This window comes from Providencia sp. PROV130, assembly GCF_028482225.1.
Taxonomy (GTDB): domain Bacteria; phylum Pseudomonadota; class Gammaproteobacteria; order Enterobacterales; family Enterobacteriaceae; genus Providencia; species Providencia rettgeri.
In genome coordinates this window covers 212,260-227,004 of sequence record NZ_JAMPQC010000005.1, presented here as the reverse complement: position 1 = coordinate 227,004, position 14,745 = coordinate 212,260, and the positions used below count along the sequence as shown (strand labels likewise).

Genomic DNA, 14,745 nt, shown 5'->3' with positions numbered 1-14,745 from the left:
GCCCTTATTCCTCAGCGCCTGCTGCATGAGCGTTATGGCTCATATGCATAGAATGACCTGTAGATTCTTCTTTGGTTTCTACAGGAGCGTGACCTTTATGGTGCTCATGACCAAACTTCAGAACGATGTCGTTATAAAGATTAGGTTTCACGCTAGAGAAGTAGGTAACAGGAACATTTGTGCTTGGCTTAGCGACTTCGTCGAATGCCTGCATGGTATCCATTGTTTTAGGAGAAGCTTTTACCTTTTGTACCCACTCATCAAAACCTTGGCGGTCAGGTGTTGCAATCGCATTAAACTTCATATCAGAGAAACCGTGGCCACTGTAGCTTGCAGAGAAGCCCTTATAAGTACCTGGTTCGTTAGCGATTAAATGAAGCTTTGTTTGCATACCTGCCATCGCGTAGATTTGGCCACCTAAAGATGGAATGAAGAAGGAGTTCATCACCGAATCTGACGTAATTTTGAAGTTAACTGGCACACCTGTAGGGAATGCGATTTCATTAACTGTTGCAATTCCTTGCTCCGGATAAATGAATATCCATTTCCAGTCAGCAGAAATAACTTCAATCGTGACAGGTTCCTGATCACTCACTAATGGCTGATACGGGTCCAGCTCATGTGTCGTCTTCCAAGTGATAGCACCCAGAATAATGATAATGATGATAGGAACAGTCCAGCAGACTAACTCAATTTTATTTGAGTGAGCCCAGTTAGGACGGTAGGTTGCTGACGTGTTGGATTCACGGTATTTTCTTGCGAAGATAATCGTCATGAAAATAACAGGAATAACAACAAGTAGCATTAAGCCAATTGCAATAAGAATTAGCTCTTTTTGTTTAACGCCAACGGCGCCTTTTGGATCCATCAACACCATATCGCAACCGCCTAGTAATAAGGCTGCTACAGCTAGTGAGATTGCTCCGATGCTTTTTTTGTAGTTCATAAGTCTCATCCACGACCCCAAATGACAAGAATCTAATTGTCGTTTCATCAGTGCGGGCATTTTACGGTAAGGTTATGCGAGTGTAAATGATTGTAAGGCAAAGAAACGGAATTGTTAGCTCTTTATGTTAATATGATCACATGTAAAGAACTTATAAAGAAAACGTTAAAATTAATGCGATTTATAAGTATGCATTGATAAAACTCAATTAATAGTAAATTATCTTAGTAATTTTTCAAAGAAAAATATATACAAAAGAAATGAAAAAATAGTGAAACTGATATAAATGGTTAGCAATATGCTAAGGGAAGTTACAGTTTTTATTGCCGATAAAGCTATTTTGGTTGCTTTATCGGCCAAATCATAAAGAAAATTTCTTATTTTACTGATAAAAAAAAGAAAACTATTAACTCTGATACAATTTTCTAGCGCATGCTAAAAGGTATACTTTAATGTATAAATGATTGCATCTTGGTAGAAAGTATCGCCTAATTTATTATCAGCATAGCGGTATTGTACCCCTGCAGAAACATGGTTTGTGGCATTCCACCAAAAAGCAAGAGCGCCATTTATGCCATTACTCTTGCCACCGTTATAGCGTTTATTCCTTGCAAACTCCATTTCATGCCAGTTCGTTATCATGAAATTTTCGTCAAATACGTTGAAATTATAACCGGCTACCCAACCTGCGACATATCCATTATTACCTGAATAGAATGTTTGGTCGGTGTAATTAAGAGCAATAAAAGGTTTAAACCATAAGTCACCGAATGTCGTGTTATAGCCAATACCATATAAAGTGTTCACATCGTGGAAATTACCACCATATTTGGCACCAGGTAATGACCAAGTGCCATAAACGTGGCCATATAGGTTGAAACCAGTATCACCTAAATAAAAACGGCCTGTCGTTTTAATGGTATAACGTTTATTTCGTCCTGAATCGGTGTGTTGGCTGTGGAATGGGTTTTCGAGATCAAAAAAGCCATATAGCTCCCCCCAATTAAAATTGGCACCTCCTTCAAGTTCAATATAGGCAAAGTCTTTTTTACGTGTCGTATTTTCTGTTTTATTTTCAGTATGATGTGACCAATCTAAATAGTTTACATTGACATCAGCAAAGCCATTTTTATAGCCAACAATATCGTCAGAATATGCCGTACCTGCGAGAGAAATTAAGGTGGCAATGTAAATAATTTTTTTCATATATAGATTATTTTCACTTATTGATTAATGAAGTTTAGTAAAGCGTTAGTTATTAACATTTTAGCTAACCAATTTGTAACTTGTGATATATTAGACTTGAAAGTTGTAATTAAGAAATATTTTACACGCATGAAGTGATCTAAATCACGATATTTAGATGTTATCGCTTTGTTTTGTTATTTGGATCTAATTTATAAAAAAAGATCAAATTACCTAAATAAATAAACTTTATTTAGGTAATTGTGAGGTAAATGAGAAAAGTATAGAAAGGGTTATTGTTGTACTGTCTTGCGAACGGCGAGGAAGTCTAAACTACCACCAATAACTAGGCTGATAGCTCCAATACTAATGCCAGTATTAAAAATAAGATTTTGGTAGTGAGGTAAGCTCAGCCAAAATTCAATTTGTGTCGTAAATAGATAAACTTTCATACCACTAAATGAAAATACAAGTAATGAAAGTAACCAAATAGCAAGGAAGCTAACGGCAGTAATAAGTGCATATACGGCAATGCGATAGCCTTTTGCAAACAGCTGGCGCCGTTGAAATAACCCTGTTGATTGTGTGTATATTAGGGATGTCCGGCAAGCTAATAAAAGCAAAACACCCGGAACCGCAACTGCGATTGAAATAAGGTAGAATAGTGGCCAGCCATAATTACTGACGAAAATACTCGCAATTGGGCCAATGTAAACACGGCCAACAGCCGAAAGAGCGGAAAGAAGTGCAAATTGCGTTGCGGATAACGATTTATTACATAGTGTCATTAATAGGGCGACAAAAGCAGCGGTTCCCATACCAGAGAAGATATTTTCTAGAAATATAATCGACCCCATGGTTAAGATATGAGGTGGTGTTATTGCTAAGAACCAATAGCCTATATTAGAGCCACCTTGTAGAAGCCCAAAAATAAACAGAGCTTTAAATAAGCTCATGTTTTTCATTAAGTAACCACCAAGTAACGCCCCAATAATGGTTGCGGCCATACCGACAGTTTTATTGACAGTACCGACTTCACTTAAACTAAAACCAAGGGCATTTAATAGAAAATTGGTGTTGAGCGCCATAACAAAGGCGTCACCAAGTTTGTAAAAAACTAACAGTAGTAAGATTAGCCAAGCATTGTTCCGGCTAAAGAATTCAGCGAGTGGTTCGTAAATCGCTTTTTTTAGTGACGTTGGCGCGGCACAACTCTCTTCGGGTTCTTTCGCAAGTAATGTAGCGATAACACCGATAATCATTAGCCCTGCCATGACTAAATAAAGTTGTTTCCACGTTAAAAACTTATCCGCTAACCAAAGTGCAAGCCCGCCGGAGACTAACATACTGATCCGGTAACCCATAACTGAGGTTGCAGCACCAATTCCACGTTCTTCTGCACTCAGCAAGTCGGTTTTATAAGCATCAAAAACAATGTCTTGCGAGGCTGAACAAAATGCAACAGTGACCGCCAGCGCAGCTAGATACCACAAATGTTCTGACGGATTCATAAAGCCCATAGCGGCAATACTGATAATCAACAGAATTTGAGTGGTTAATAGCCATCCTCTTCGGCGACCAAGAAAGGGTGGGGTATAGCGGTCCATCATTGGAGACCAAAGAAATTTCAACACATAAGCCTGTCCGACTAATGAAAAGAAACCAATGGTTTTAATATCGACATTTTCAACTGTTAGCCAAGCTTGTAATGTACCCGCAGTTAAAGCTAAAGGTAGACCAGAAACAAAGCCTAAAAGGATTAAAGTGATGTTATTCGGTAGAGTAAAACGAGGCATTATTCCCTCTAAGCCAGTGTGATATTGCTGCAATACATTGCGCTGCAGAGGTATTGGCTGCGCTATGCTACCCAAGCTCAATCAATGAGAGCTTAGGTAGCTTAATACTTAATGATAATGATTGCTCAATTAATAGCGTGAATTTTGTCTGATAAAATCGGTGATTTCTTGGTCTGTTGCCATATCTGCAATTAAATCAGTTAATGCGCTATTGATAGCCGTTTCTATCTTGGCATTATTGGCAGCCAATAATTCTTGTGTATTAAAATTACGGGTAAATGAGCGCGTTTTTGTCGAGCCATTTGGAGCCGTTGCAATAATACTGACACTGGAGTTTACGGTAATATTATGGCGCAGGCTGCCTTCACTTACTTTGGTATCCAGTTTATTCAATTGAACGACTAAATTCACATTGGCCGGTGATGTCACCATAAACCCACGTGCAGCCATTTGCTTTTCGACGGCTTCTTGCATCAGATAACGAGGATCGCGTGAAGGGTTCAGTACAACTAAACTACCATTACGATTCACTTCTGCTAAGGATTTATTCGTACGGTTATCGACACTGCTGACACTAATTGAAGTTGCATTCAATGTGGGATTTTTTGCAGGTAAAGCTATCTTAGGCTCAAGTGATAATGTATTGCTGCTGGTTGCACAGCCCGCAAGAAGAAATAACCCTAAAAGTGGAAAACACAGTTTTCTTAACATAATTTTTTCCAGTTCATCTTTCCTAATTGACAATGTTTCGTTATGGTGCGGGTAGCCGTCGTACAATATAAAGCTTAGCGGCTTATTTATCCTGAACTATTAGACAACAATTTTTGAAAAAATTCGCATCAATGTGCCGCTATCATACCATTGGTAAGTTATTATCGGATATTTCTATAATAAGAAGGTAGCAATAATCAATGCGTACAATAAAAATAATTGCCTCTGAGCATAATTTTTAATTAAGGAGCATTTTATGGTCGCTAATGCAGCTCAAAGTATGCAATCTCTCGTGAACCAAAAGTTACACGCTGCTTTTGAACCTACACATTTGGAGGTCATTAATGAAAGCCACCAACACAATGTGTTACCGGGGTCTGAAAGCCATTTCAAAGTTATTTTAGTGAGTGATAAATTTGAAAATAAACGAATGCTTGCCCGTCACCGCGAAATTTATGCTATTTTAGCGGACGAATTATCGGGAGGGATCCATGCCCTTGCTTTGCATACATATACACAACAAGAGTGGAATGAGCTTGCTGACACCGCGTTAAAATCACCAGCTTGTCGTGGTGTTGGCGGTGTTAATCGGTAATTTTTTGTTTCAGTTAATACACTGAGACTATGCTTTACATAATCAGCCATGCTCGATGATGAGCTTGGTGAATGTTTTTTCTTCATTTTGGGTGAAAAAACAAAAAATTTAGTCAGAAAAGTCACAAATAATGAGGAAAAAACGCTTCTTTTCTCAGCTTTTCTCGACTCAGGGCGCATGCATCGGTATAATGCTGCGTCTAATTTTCAGTAAGGTTTCGGGACGCTTCTGATATCAGGGATTGACCGTTACGAAAGTAACGCCCCCGGTTCTGGAAGGGAGACAGCCATTATGATTTAATGGCATAACTCTGGAGTAGACCGATCACTAAGATTTATTTTGAGGTAAGAAGATGCAAGTTTCTGTTGAAACGACTCAAGGCCTTGGGCGTCGTGTAACAATCACCGTTCCTGCCACTGATATTGAAAAAGCAGTTAATAGCGAATTAGTTAGTGTTGCTAAAAAAGTACGTGTTGATGGTTTCCGTAAAGGAAAAGTACCAATGAACATCGTTAAACAGCGTTATGGCGCGTCTGTTATGCAAGACGTTCTGGGCGATGTAATGCAACGTAACTTCATCAATGCAATTATTGAACAAAAAATCAATCCAGCGGGTGCGCCTAGCTACAAGCCTGAGCAACTCGAAGATGGTAAAGATTTTGTTTATTCAGTTGAATTCGAAGTTTACCCAGAAATCGAATTAGCAGGTTTAGAAACTATTGAAGTTGAAAAACCAGCCGTTTCTGTAAAAGACGAAGATCTGGAAAACATGTTAGAAACTCTGCGTAAGCAACAAGCGCAGTGGAAAGAAGTTGAAGCGGCAGCAGAAGCTGACTCTCGCATCACTATCAACTTTACCGGTTCTATCGATGGTGAAGAATTCGAAGGCGGCAAAGCAGAAGATTTCGCTCTCGTTATGGGCGAAGGTCGTATGATCCCAGGTTTCGAAGAAGGTGTTGTTGGTCATAAAGCGGGCGAAGAATTCGATATCGAAGTTAACTTCCCAGAAGACTACCATGCTGAAAACCTGAAAGGTAAAGCTGCGAAATTTGCTATCGTTCTGAAGAAAGTAGAACAACGTGAACTGCCTGAATTCACTGAAGAATTCATCAAGCGTTTTGGTATCGCTGATGGTTCTTTAGATGGCCTGCGTGCAGAAGTACGTAAAAACATGGAACGTGAGCTGAAAAATGCCGTGCGTAACCGTGTTAAAGCACAAGTTCTTGATGGCTTAATCAAAGCGAATGACATCGAAGTTCCAGCTGCAGTTGTTGATGGTGAAATTGATGTTCTGCGTCGTCAAGCGGCACAACGCTTTGGTGGCGACGAAAAACAAGCGATGGAATTACCTCGTGAACTGTTTGAAGAACAAGCAAAACGTCGCGTAGTGATTGGTCTGCTGTTAGGCGAAGTGATCAACAAAAACGAACTGAAAGCTGACGAAGATCGTGTTAAAGCGCTGATCGAAGAAATGGCTTCTGCGTATGAAGATCCAGCTGAAGTTATCGAATACTACAGCAAAAACGAAGAGCTGATGAACAGCGTTCGTAATTTAGCTTTAGAAGAACAAGCTGTTGAAACTGTATTGGCAGTTGCTAAAGTGACAGAAAAAGAAACTAACTTCACTGAACTGATGAACCAAGTTCAAGCAGGTTAATTTTTTCTTGCTGTATAAAATAATGAAACCCGTGGTGTACTGCTACGGGTTTTTTGTCAATTAAAGCCTTTAAATTATCACTTTAGCGAATTTAATTAGGATACCCTTGAAAAACACATTTAAACCCTAATTATATTATCTATACTTCAAGTAGTCTAAATGGGGCTTTAATTGCAATTTGAACTATTTTGAATAGCTTAACATTGTCGAAAACGGTGATATTAACCAACTGAGTTATTTTGTTTCCCTTGGAAATCAAGTATGGTTTTCTAATGGTATAATTCCATGTAACCCAATAGACTTGTGTTAAACTCTTTTAAAGAGCGTCTTATTTACTGCAGCATACTTAGCTGCATTTTCTTCTTATTTCTGCAGTTATTTGGTTAAATATTAGCTAAACTAGAAAAATAAGAGAATTGAAAGAGCCTGCAGACACAGGAATTTTTTAAAACCGTTGTTTGTGGCATGATCTCTGCTCAAAATAGCAGGCAGACAGCAAATTAGGCGCAAGCACCAGAACGTTTTTAATAGGAGATTTCGATGTCACATTTTGGCAGTCAGGAACAATTAGCATCTCAAATGGCCCTTGTGCCTATGGTCATAGAGCAAACTTCTCGTGGTGAGCGCTCGTATGATATTTACTCACGTCTATTAAAAGAACGTATTATCTTCCTGACCGGTCAAGTGGAAGACCATATGGCGAATTTAATCGTCGCTCAGATGTTATTTCTTGAAGCAGAAAACCCTGAAAAAGACATTCATTTGTATATTAATTCACCAGGTGGTGTTATTACCGCAGGAATGTCAATTTACGATACGATGCAGTTTATCAAGCCTGATGTAAGCACTATCTGTATGGGGCAAGCTTGTTCCATGGGGGCTTTTTTATTGACGGCGGGTACCAAAGGTAAACGTTTCTGCTTACCAAATTCACGCGTGATGATCCACCAACCGTTAGGGGGTTATCAAGGCCAAGCGTCAGATATCGAAATCCATGCCCAAGAGATTCTTAAAGTGAAATCTCGAATGAACGAGTTAATGGCTCTGCATACGGGAAAATCCATTGAAGAAATTACTCGAGACACAGAGCGTGACCGTTTCTTATCTGCAAATGAAGCAAAAGAGTATGGTTTAGTCGACCAAATTTATAGTAGCCGTTAATGGGTTAACTTTTGGTATAATTAGTTCATACCATAAACTATTTTAAAGAAAATTGTTGTTTTGTTTTTTAATCAACGAAAACAAAACAATATGGATAAAAGTGAGGTCAACTGATGACAGATAAACGCAAAGAGGGGACAGGAAAACTGCTTTACTGCTCTTTCTGCGGAAAAAGTCAGCATGAAGTACGTAAGCTGATTGCCGGTCCGTCAGTCTATATTTGTGATGAATGCGTAGATTTATGTCTCGATATCATCCGTGAAGAAATCAAAGAACTTACGCCGCATCGTGAGCGTAGTGAACTGCCTACACCACATGAAATTCGGCAGCATCTTGACGACTATGTGATCGGTCAAGAAAAAGCGAAAAAAGTTTTAGCTGTTGCGGTATATAACCATTACAAGCGCTTACGTAATGGTGATAAAACCAGTGATGGTGTTGAATTAGGTAAAAGTAATATTTTGCTAATTGGCCCAACAGGTAGTGGTAAAACACTTTTAGCTGAAACTTTAGCGCGTTATTTGGATGTACCATTTACAATGGCTGATGCAACGACATTAACTGAAGCTGGTTATGTTGGCGAAGACGTTGAAAATATTATTCAAAAATTACTGCAAAAATGCGATTACGATGTTGAAAAAGCGCAACGTGGTATCGTATACATTGATGAAATTGATAAAATTTCACGTAAATCAGATAACCCATCAATTACCCGTGACGTTTCCGGTGAGGGAGTGCAACAAGCGCTTCTAAAACTAATTGAAGGAACTGTTGCGGCAGTACCACCACAAGGGGGACGTAAACACCCTCAGCAAGAATTTTTGCAGGTTGATACCTCAAAGATCCTCTTCATTTGTGGCGGGGCATTTGCAGGACTCGATAAAGTGATCGGTCAGCGTTTAAATACCCGTTCAGGTATCGGTTTTGCTGCAGAAGTGAAAGGTGAATCAGATAAAGCAACGGAAGGCGAACTATTAACGCAGGCAGAACCAGAAGATTTAATTAAATTTGGTTTAATCCCTGAGTTTATTGGCCGTTTGCCTGTTGTTGCAACATTAACTGAATTAAGTGAAGAAGCATTAATTCAGATTCTGAAAGAGCCTAAAAATGCATTAACTAAGCAATACCAAGCTTTATTTAGTCTTGAAAATACAGAACTTGAGTTCCGTGAGGAAGCATTAAAAGCCATCGCTAAGAAAGCCATGGCACGTAAAACCGGAGCTCGTGGTTTACGTTCTATTGTTGAAGCTGCATTGTTAAATACGATGTATGACCTTCCTTCAATGAGTAATGTTGAAAAAGTTGTCGTTGATGAAAACGTCATTAATGAGCAATCAGAGCCGCTATTGATATATAGCAAACCTGATGCTCAAGCTTCCGGCGATAACTAATCCCATATAAAACGTTCAATAGTTAATCAAACGAAATGAGGGGTTTCCCTCATTTTGTTTTTTATGTTCAACTAGCCATTGAATGCTAAAATCTTGTCCCCATATAGTTTATATTCTGAGGTGTGGTTTCCTTGTTTTAGAAAGCAATTTTAAAGCAAGAGACAGAAACCCTTAAACTAGCGTGAGCTAAACGAAGAGAGAGCTTTATGAATCCTGAGCGTTCCGAACGCATTGAAATACCAGTATTGCCTCTGCGTGATGTAGTGGTATACCCACATATGGTGATCCCACTGTTTGTTGGACGTGAAAAATCCATTCACAGTCTGGAAGCAGCGATGGATCATGACAAGCAGGTAATGCTGGTTGCGCAAAAAGAAGCCTCGACTGATGAGCCAGGGGTGAATGATTTATTTGCTGTCGGTACAGTCGCATCCGTTATTCAGATGTTAAAACTGCCTGATGGTACCGTTAAAGTCCTTGTTGAAGGCCTACGACGCGCACGTATTACCAGTTTGACAGATAATGGCGAATATTTCTTAGCGCAAGCAGAGTATTTGGCAACAGAGCAAAATAATGAATCTGAACACGCAGCGTATGATGAAACGTTAGCGGGTTCTCAATCATCAGATGTCCTTGATGAAAAAGAAAACGAAGTATTGTATCGCACTATTGTTAGTCAGTTTGAAAGCTATATAAAACTGAATAAAAAGATTCCACCTGAAGTACTAACTGCGTTACATGCAATTGAACAAGATCAGCTAGATAAACTGGCAGATACCATTGCCTCTCATATGCCATTAAAATTAGCAGATAAACAACGCGTTTTAGAAATGGCAAATATTGCTGAACGCGTAGAGTTTTTGATGGCCATGATGGAGTCAGAAACTGAGTTGCTGCAAGTGGAAAAACGCATCCGCAACCGTGTTAAAAAACAGATGGAAAAAAGCCAGCGCGAGTATTATCTGAATGAGCAAATGAAAGCTATTCAGAAAGAGCTGGGTGAAATGGATGATGCGCCAGACGAATATGAATCGCTAAAACGTAAAATCGAAGAAGCGAAAATGCCAAAAGAGGCACAAGAAAAAGCCGAAGCAGAATTGCAGAAGCTGAAAATGATGTCTCCGATGTCAGCAGAAGCTACTGTTGTCCGTAGTTATATTGATTGGATGGTGCAGGTTCCATGGCATAAACGTAGCAAAGTCAAAAAAGACTTAGTTAAAGCACAAGAAGTGTTAGATACCGATCACTACGGTTTAGAGCGTGTGAAAGACCGTATTTTAGAGTATCTGGCAGTGCAAAGCCGCGTCAGTAAAATTAAAGGGCCAATCCTTTGTTTGGTTGGACCTCCGGGTGTAGGTAAAACCTCTTTGGGGCAATCTATTGCTAAGGCTACGGGTCGCCAATATACACGTATGGCATTAGGTGGGGTGCGCGATGAAGCTGAAATCCGTGGTCACCGTCGTACTTATATTGGTTCAATGCCAGGTAAGCTGATCCAAAAGATGGCAAAAGTAGGCGTCAAAAACCCACTATTTTTACTGGATGAAATTGACAAAATGTCATCTGATATGCGTGGTGACCCAGCCTCTGCGTTGCTAGAGGTGCTTGATCCAGAGCAAAATATTGCCTTTAACGACCACTACTTAGAAGTGGATTACGATTTATCTGATGTGATGTTCGTTGCAACATCGAACTCAATGAACATCCCTGCGCCATTGCTAGATCGTATGGAAGTGATTCGTCTTTCTGGTTATACAGAAGATGAAAAACTGAATATTGCGAAAAAACATTTGCTGTCTAAGCAGATTGAACGTAATGCGTTGAAAAAGAATGAGTTAACTATCGATGATAGTGCTTTAATGAGCATCATTCGTTATTACACTCGTGAAGCTGGAGTTCGTGGTTTAGAGCGTGAAATCTCTAAATTGTGCCGTAAAGCGGTTAAAGCGCTACTTATGGACAAAAAGCTCAAGCACATTGAAATCAATGCGGACAACCTGAAAGATTACCTGGGCGTTCGTCGTTTTGATTACGGCCAAGCAGACACAGAAAACCGTGTTGGGCAAGTTACAGGCCTTGCTTGGACTGAAGTTGGTGGTGACTTACTCACTATTGAAACTGCTTGTGTGCCCGGTAAAGGTAAACTAACTTATACTGGTTCTTTAGGTGAAGTGATGCAAGAGTCTATTCAAACTGCATTAACGGTTGTTAGGGCTCGAGCGGAAAAACTGGGTATTAATGGTGATTTTTATGAAAAACGCGATATCCATGTGCACGTACCTGAAGGGGCAACGCCAAAAGATGGTCCAAGTGCAGGTATTGCGATGTCTACAGCATTAGTTTCTTGCCTAACGGGTAATCCAGTGAGAGCAGATGTTGCTATGACGGGTGAAATTACATTAAGAGGGTTAGTTTTCCCAATTGGTGGCTTAAAAGAGAAATTATTGGCGGCACACCGTGGAGGGATTAAAACAGTATTAATTCCTAAAGAAAACGAACGTGATTTAGAAGAAATTCCTCAAAATGTGATCGCAGATCTTGAAATTCACCCTGTGAAAACGATTGAAGAAGTCTTATCTTTGGCTTTAGTTAATCCTCCTTTTGGCGCTGAAGTAGTTAAAAAGAAAGCTAAAAGAGTGAGCTGAATCAAGAAGTTTGTATAAAATTAAGGCTGACAGCTAATTTAGGGCTTGTCAGCCTTTTTTTTCATCGCTAATTTAACGATGATTCTGATAATTGTTTGTATGCAATCTGTTCTCTTGCCATTGGTAATCAGGATTGATATAACGGCTGCATCATTAATTAACTATACTAATAACTGCTATAGTTAATTAAGAGATTTATAGTCCAACTAATATGGGGATGATAAGAGTGAATAAAGCTCAACTGATTGATCAAATCGCTTCTGATGCGAATATTTCTAAAGCTGCAGCAGGTCGTGTTGTTGACGCGTTCGTTGCTACTGTAACGGGTTCTTTGAGTAAAGGGGACGATGTTGCTCTAGTTGGCTTTGGGACTTTCTCTGTTCGTGAGCGTGCAGCACGTACAGGCCGTAACCCTCAAACGGGTAAAGAAATTAAAATAGCTGCGGCAAAAGTTCCTGCTTTCCGTCCAGGCAAGGGTCTTAAAGACGCTGTAAATAGCTAATTAGGTATTTAAGTTTGTCTTTCTCGTATTTTTGCGAAAACTCAAACTGACGGAATGTCTTTAATCAGCTAATATATAAGCGCACCATTGAAATGGTGCGCTTTTTTTTCTTTCTGAGTTAAGATTAGCGTATTATCAGGAAATTGAATTCAACAAAGCGGAGTTAAGCCTTTTTATGATGGAAAATTTACGCACAAAGGCGAATAGTCCTTTGCTCAAAATAATACTGGCGCTGATTATCCTTTCATTCGTGTTGGGTGGCGTTATGATGGGTGGCCTTGGTGGCAACAGTGCAAATAATGCCGCTGAAGTTAACGGGCAGTCAATAAGCCGAGAGCAGCTACAGCAAGCTTTTCAACAAGAGCGCCAATCATTACAAGAGTATCTGGGGGATAAATTTTCAGAAGTCGCTAGTAATGAAGAAAGCATGAATTTACTGCGCCGCCAAGCTCTTGATAACTTGATTAACAATGAATTGATTAATCAGTATGCTAATGAACTACAACTCTCAGCAAGCGATCAGCAAATTGAGCAATATATTTTCTCAATGCCTGTTTTTCAAACAGATGGCCGGTTTGATAGCGAAAAATATCGTGAGATCTTAAGTCGTAACAACATTAATGCAGATAGCCTTGCGGCTCAAATTCGCCAAGATCTTACACGTGCTCAGCTAGCCAAAACCTTTACTGGAACCGATTTCGCTTTACCATCTGAAGTCAAAGCGTATGCTGAATTATTTATGCAAGAGCGTGAAATTCGCACTGCAACTTTAGATTTAACAGAGGTTCAAGCAAAACAAACAGCCTCTGAAGAAGAATTAAAAGCTTATTATGATGCTAACCAAAATAGCTTTATCTCACCTGAGAAAGTGCAAGTAAGCTATGTTGAAATGGATGCAGCGTCGATGGCACCAGCGACAGTGTCTGATGAAGAAGTAAAAACCTATTATGAGCAAAACCTGAAAAATTATACTCAGGCAGAGCAAAAGCAGTACAGTATGATTCAGGTGGCTTCTGAAAAAGAAGCGAATGATATTCTGAGTGAATTAAAACAAGGTGCAGATTTTGCAACGTTAGCCGCTGAAAAATCAACGGATAAATTCAGTGCAGGGCAAAAAGGCTTGATTGGCTGGATGGAAGCTGCATCAACGCCAAGCGAGATTGTGGATGCTAAATTAACAGAAAAAGGGCAACTTTCGGCACCTGTTAAATCACAAAATAGCTATGTTATTTTTCGTTTAGATGATATTAAGCCAGAATCGATTAAACCGTTTGAGCAAGTTGAAGAAAGTATTAAAACTAGCTTACTTCAAGATAAAAACATTAAGCAATTCTATGATTTACAGCAAAAAGTCAGTGAAGCGGCTACTAGTGATATGGAATCATTAGTCTCAGTTGAATCTGTATCTGGTTTGAAAGCTGTGACAACGGATTGGTTTGATAGAACAAACCCACCTGCTGCACTTAATTTCCCTAAAGTGGTCAGTGAAGTATTTAGCGACCGTTTAGTGGATAAAAATGGTTCTAAAGGAATCAACTCAGACGTTATTAACGTGGAAGGTGACCGTGCATTTGTTGTGCGTGTTACAGAGTACAAACCTGAAAGTGTTGAACCTTTTGAACAGGTTAAGTCAGAAATTGAAACACTGGTTAAACGCCAAAAAGCCGAAGCAGAGTTGAAAGCTACGGGCGATAAATTACTTACTGAGTTAAAAGCGGGTAAAGGGGCTGAAGCTCTGAATGCTACGGGTGTTAAATTCTCTGATACTCAAACCGTTTCTCGTTTAATGCCACAAACAGCGGTTATCAATGCGACAATGGAAATGCCACAACCTGTTGATGGTAAACCAAGCTACGCACTTGCGCGTGACGAGTCTGATAACTATGTGGTTATTCAGCTAGATAAAGTCACATTAGGCCAACCAACAGATGACGAGTTAAAACAACTAACTCGTGAATACCAAGGTGCTATGAGTTCTGCGGTTAACGAAGCTTTGATGCTTAACTTGCGTGAAAATGCAAAAATTGAAGTGCTGAATATTGAATAATTGCGAGCAGCTTCGCAAGTAAAATTGCAACGTTATGAACAGAAGGCCACCTTTGGGTGGCCTTTCGTATTTTTAATTTTATTGAAAAGAGTTCCATATTTTTCTATGG

General features: G+C 39.5%; 11 protein-coding genes. 7 read left to right on the top strand and 4 right to left on the bottom strand.

From position 1 onward, the window contains the following. Positions 1-4: 4 nt before the first annotated feature. The 4 genes from cyoA to PSF28_RS04945 all read right to left on the bottom strand — a co-directional run bounded on the left by cyoA (position 5) and on the right by PSF28_RS04945 (position 4,638). Complete coding sequence (gene cyoA / locus PSF28_RS04960; protein WP_210836509.1) at positions 5-955, bottom strand: cytochrome o ubiquinol oxidase subunit II; 951 nt, start codon at positions 953-955, stop codon at positions 5-7. Positions 956-1,381: 426 nt separating this feature from the next. Continuing rightward, positions 1,382-2,152, bottom strand: a complete 771-nt coding sequence (locus PSF28_RS04955) for a nucleoside-specific channel-forming Tsx family protein (RefSeq protein WP_210836511.1) — start codon at positions 2,150-2,152, stop codon at positions 1,382-1,384. 272 nt (positions 2,153-2,424) lie between these two features. After that, complete coding sequence (ampG, locus tag PSF28_RS04950) at positions 2,425-3,927, bottom strand: muropeptide MFS transporter AmpG (RefSeq protein ID WP_210836516.1); 1,503 nt, start codon at positions 3,925-3,927, stop codon at positions 2,425-2,427. A gap of 129 nt (positions 3,928-4,056) precedes the next feature. Further along, complete coding sequence (locus tag PSF28_RS04945) at positions 4,057-4,638, bottom strand: YajG family lipoprotein (protein ID WP_004914528.1); 582 nt, start codon at positions 4,636-4,638, stop codon at positions 4,057-4,059. Positions 4,639-4,894: 256 nt separating this feature from the next. Between PSF28_RS04945 and bolA the strand changes: the two genes are divergently transcribed. The 7 genes from bolA (at position 4,895) to ppiD (ending at position 14,636) form a co-directional block, all read left to right on the top strand. Then, positions 4,895-5,233 (top strand): transcriptional regulator BolA, encoded by a 339-nt coding sequence (gene bolA / locus PSF28_RS04940; RefSeq protein ID WP_272665572.1) that lies wholly within the window; start codon positions 4,895-4,897, stop codon positions 5,231-5,233. Positions 5,234-5,585: 352 nt separating this feature from the next. After that, positions 5,586-6,890, top strand: a complete 1,305-nt coding sequence (tig, locus tag PSF28_RS04935) for a trigger factor (protein ID WP_004914522.1) — start codon at positions 5,586-5,588, stop codon at positions 6,888-6,890. A 540-nt stretch (positions 6,891-7,430) separates the two neighbouring features. Continuing rightward, positions 7,431-8,051 carry an ATP-dependent Clp endopeptidase proteolytic subunit ClpP gene (clpP, locus tag PSF28_RS04930; RefSeq protein ID WP_004905443.1) on the top strand — a complete coding sequence of 207 codons (621 nt, stop codon included), beginning with the start codon at positions 7,431-7,433 and terminating at the stop codon, positions 8,049-8,051. A gap of 113 nt (positions 8,052-8,164) precedes the next feature. Continuing rightward, entirely contained in the window at positions 8,165-9,442 is a 1,278-nt protein-coding gene (gene clpX / locus PSF28_RS04925) for an ATP-dependent protease ATP-binding subunit ClpX (protein WP_004914518.1), read from the top strand. Between the two features lie 206 nt (positions 9,443-9,648). Further along, positions 9,649-12,087: an endopeptidase La gene (gene lon, locus PSF28_RS04920; protein WP_210836518.1), complete on the top strand. Its 2,439-nt coding sequence runs from the start codon at positions 9,649-9,651 to the stop codon at positions 12,085-12,087. Between the two features lie 226 nt (positions 12,088-12,313). Beyond that, positions 12,314-12,589 (top strand): nucleoid-associated protein HU-beta, encoded by a 276-nt coding sequence (hupB, locus tag PSF28_RS04915; RefSeq protein WP_004914513.1) that lies wholly within the window; start codon positions 12,314-12,316, stop codon positions 12,587-12,589. 175 nt (positions 12,590-12,764) lie between these two features. Continuing rightward, complete coding sequence (gene ppiD / locus PSF28_RS04910; protein ID WP_210836519.1) at positions 12,765-14,636, top strand: peptidylprolyl isomerase; 1,872 nt, start codon at positions 12,765-12,767, stop codon at positions 14,634-14,636. Positions 14,637-14,745 lie beyond the last annotated feature (109 nt).

Excerpts from the sequence above, each read along its gene's own strand:
- cyoA (WP_210836509.1), bottom strand. The coding sequence starts at position 955 with ATGAGACTTATGAACTACAAAAAAAGCATCGGAGCAATCTCACTAGCT.
- PSF28_RS04955 (WP_210836511.1), bottom strand. The coding sequence starts at position 2,152 with ATGAAAAAAATTATTTACATTGCCACCTTAATTTCTCTCGCAGGTACG.
- ampG (WP_210836516.1), bottom strand. The coding sequence starts at position 3,927 with ATGCCTCGTTTTACTCTACCGAATAACATCACTTTAATCCTTTTAGGC.
- PSF28_RS04945 (WP_004914528.1), bottom strand. The coding sequence starts at position 4,638 with ATGTTAAGAAAACTGTGTTTTCCACTTTTAGGGTTATTTCTTCTTGCG.
- bolA (WP_272665572.1), top strand. The coding sequence starts at position 4,895 with ATGGTCGCTAATGCAGCTCAAAGTATGCAATCTCTCGTGAACCAAAAG.
- tig (WP_004914522.1), top strand. The coding sequence starts at position 5,586 with ATGCAAGTTTCTGTTGAAACGACTCAAGGCCTTGGGCGTCGTGTAACA.
- clpP (WP_004905443.1), top strand. The coding sequence starts at position 7,431 with ATGTCACATTTTGGCAGTCAGGAACAATTAGCATCTCAAATGGCCCTT.
- clpX (WP_004914518.1), top strand. The coding sequence starts at position 8,165 with ATGACAGATAAACGCAAAGAGGGGACAGGAAAACTGCTTTACTGCTCT.
- lon (WP_210836518.1), top strand. The coding sequence starts at position 9,649 with ATGAATCCTGAGCGTTCCGAACGCATTGAAATACCAGTATTGCCTCTG.
- ppiD (WP_210836519.1), top strand. The coding sequence starts at position 12,765 with ATGATGGAAAATTTACGCACAAAGGCGAATAGTCCTTTGCTCAAAATA.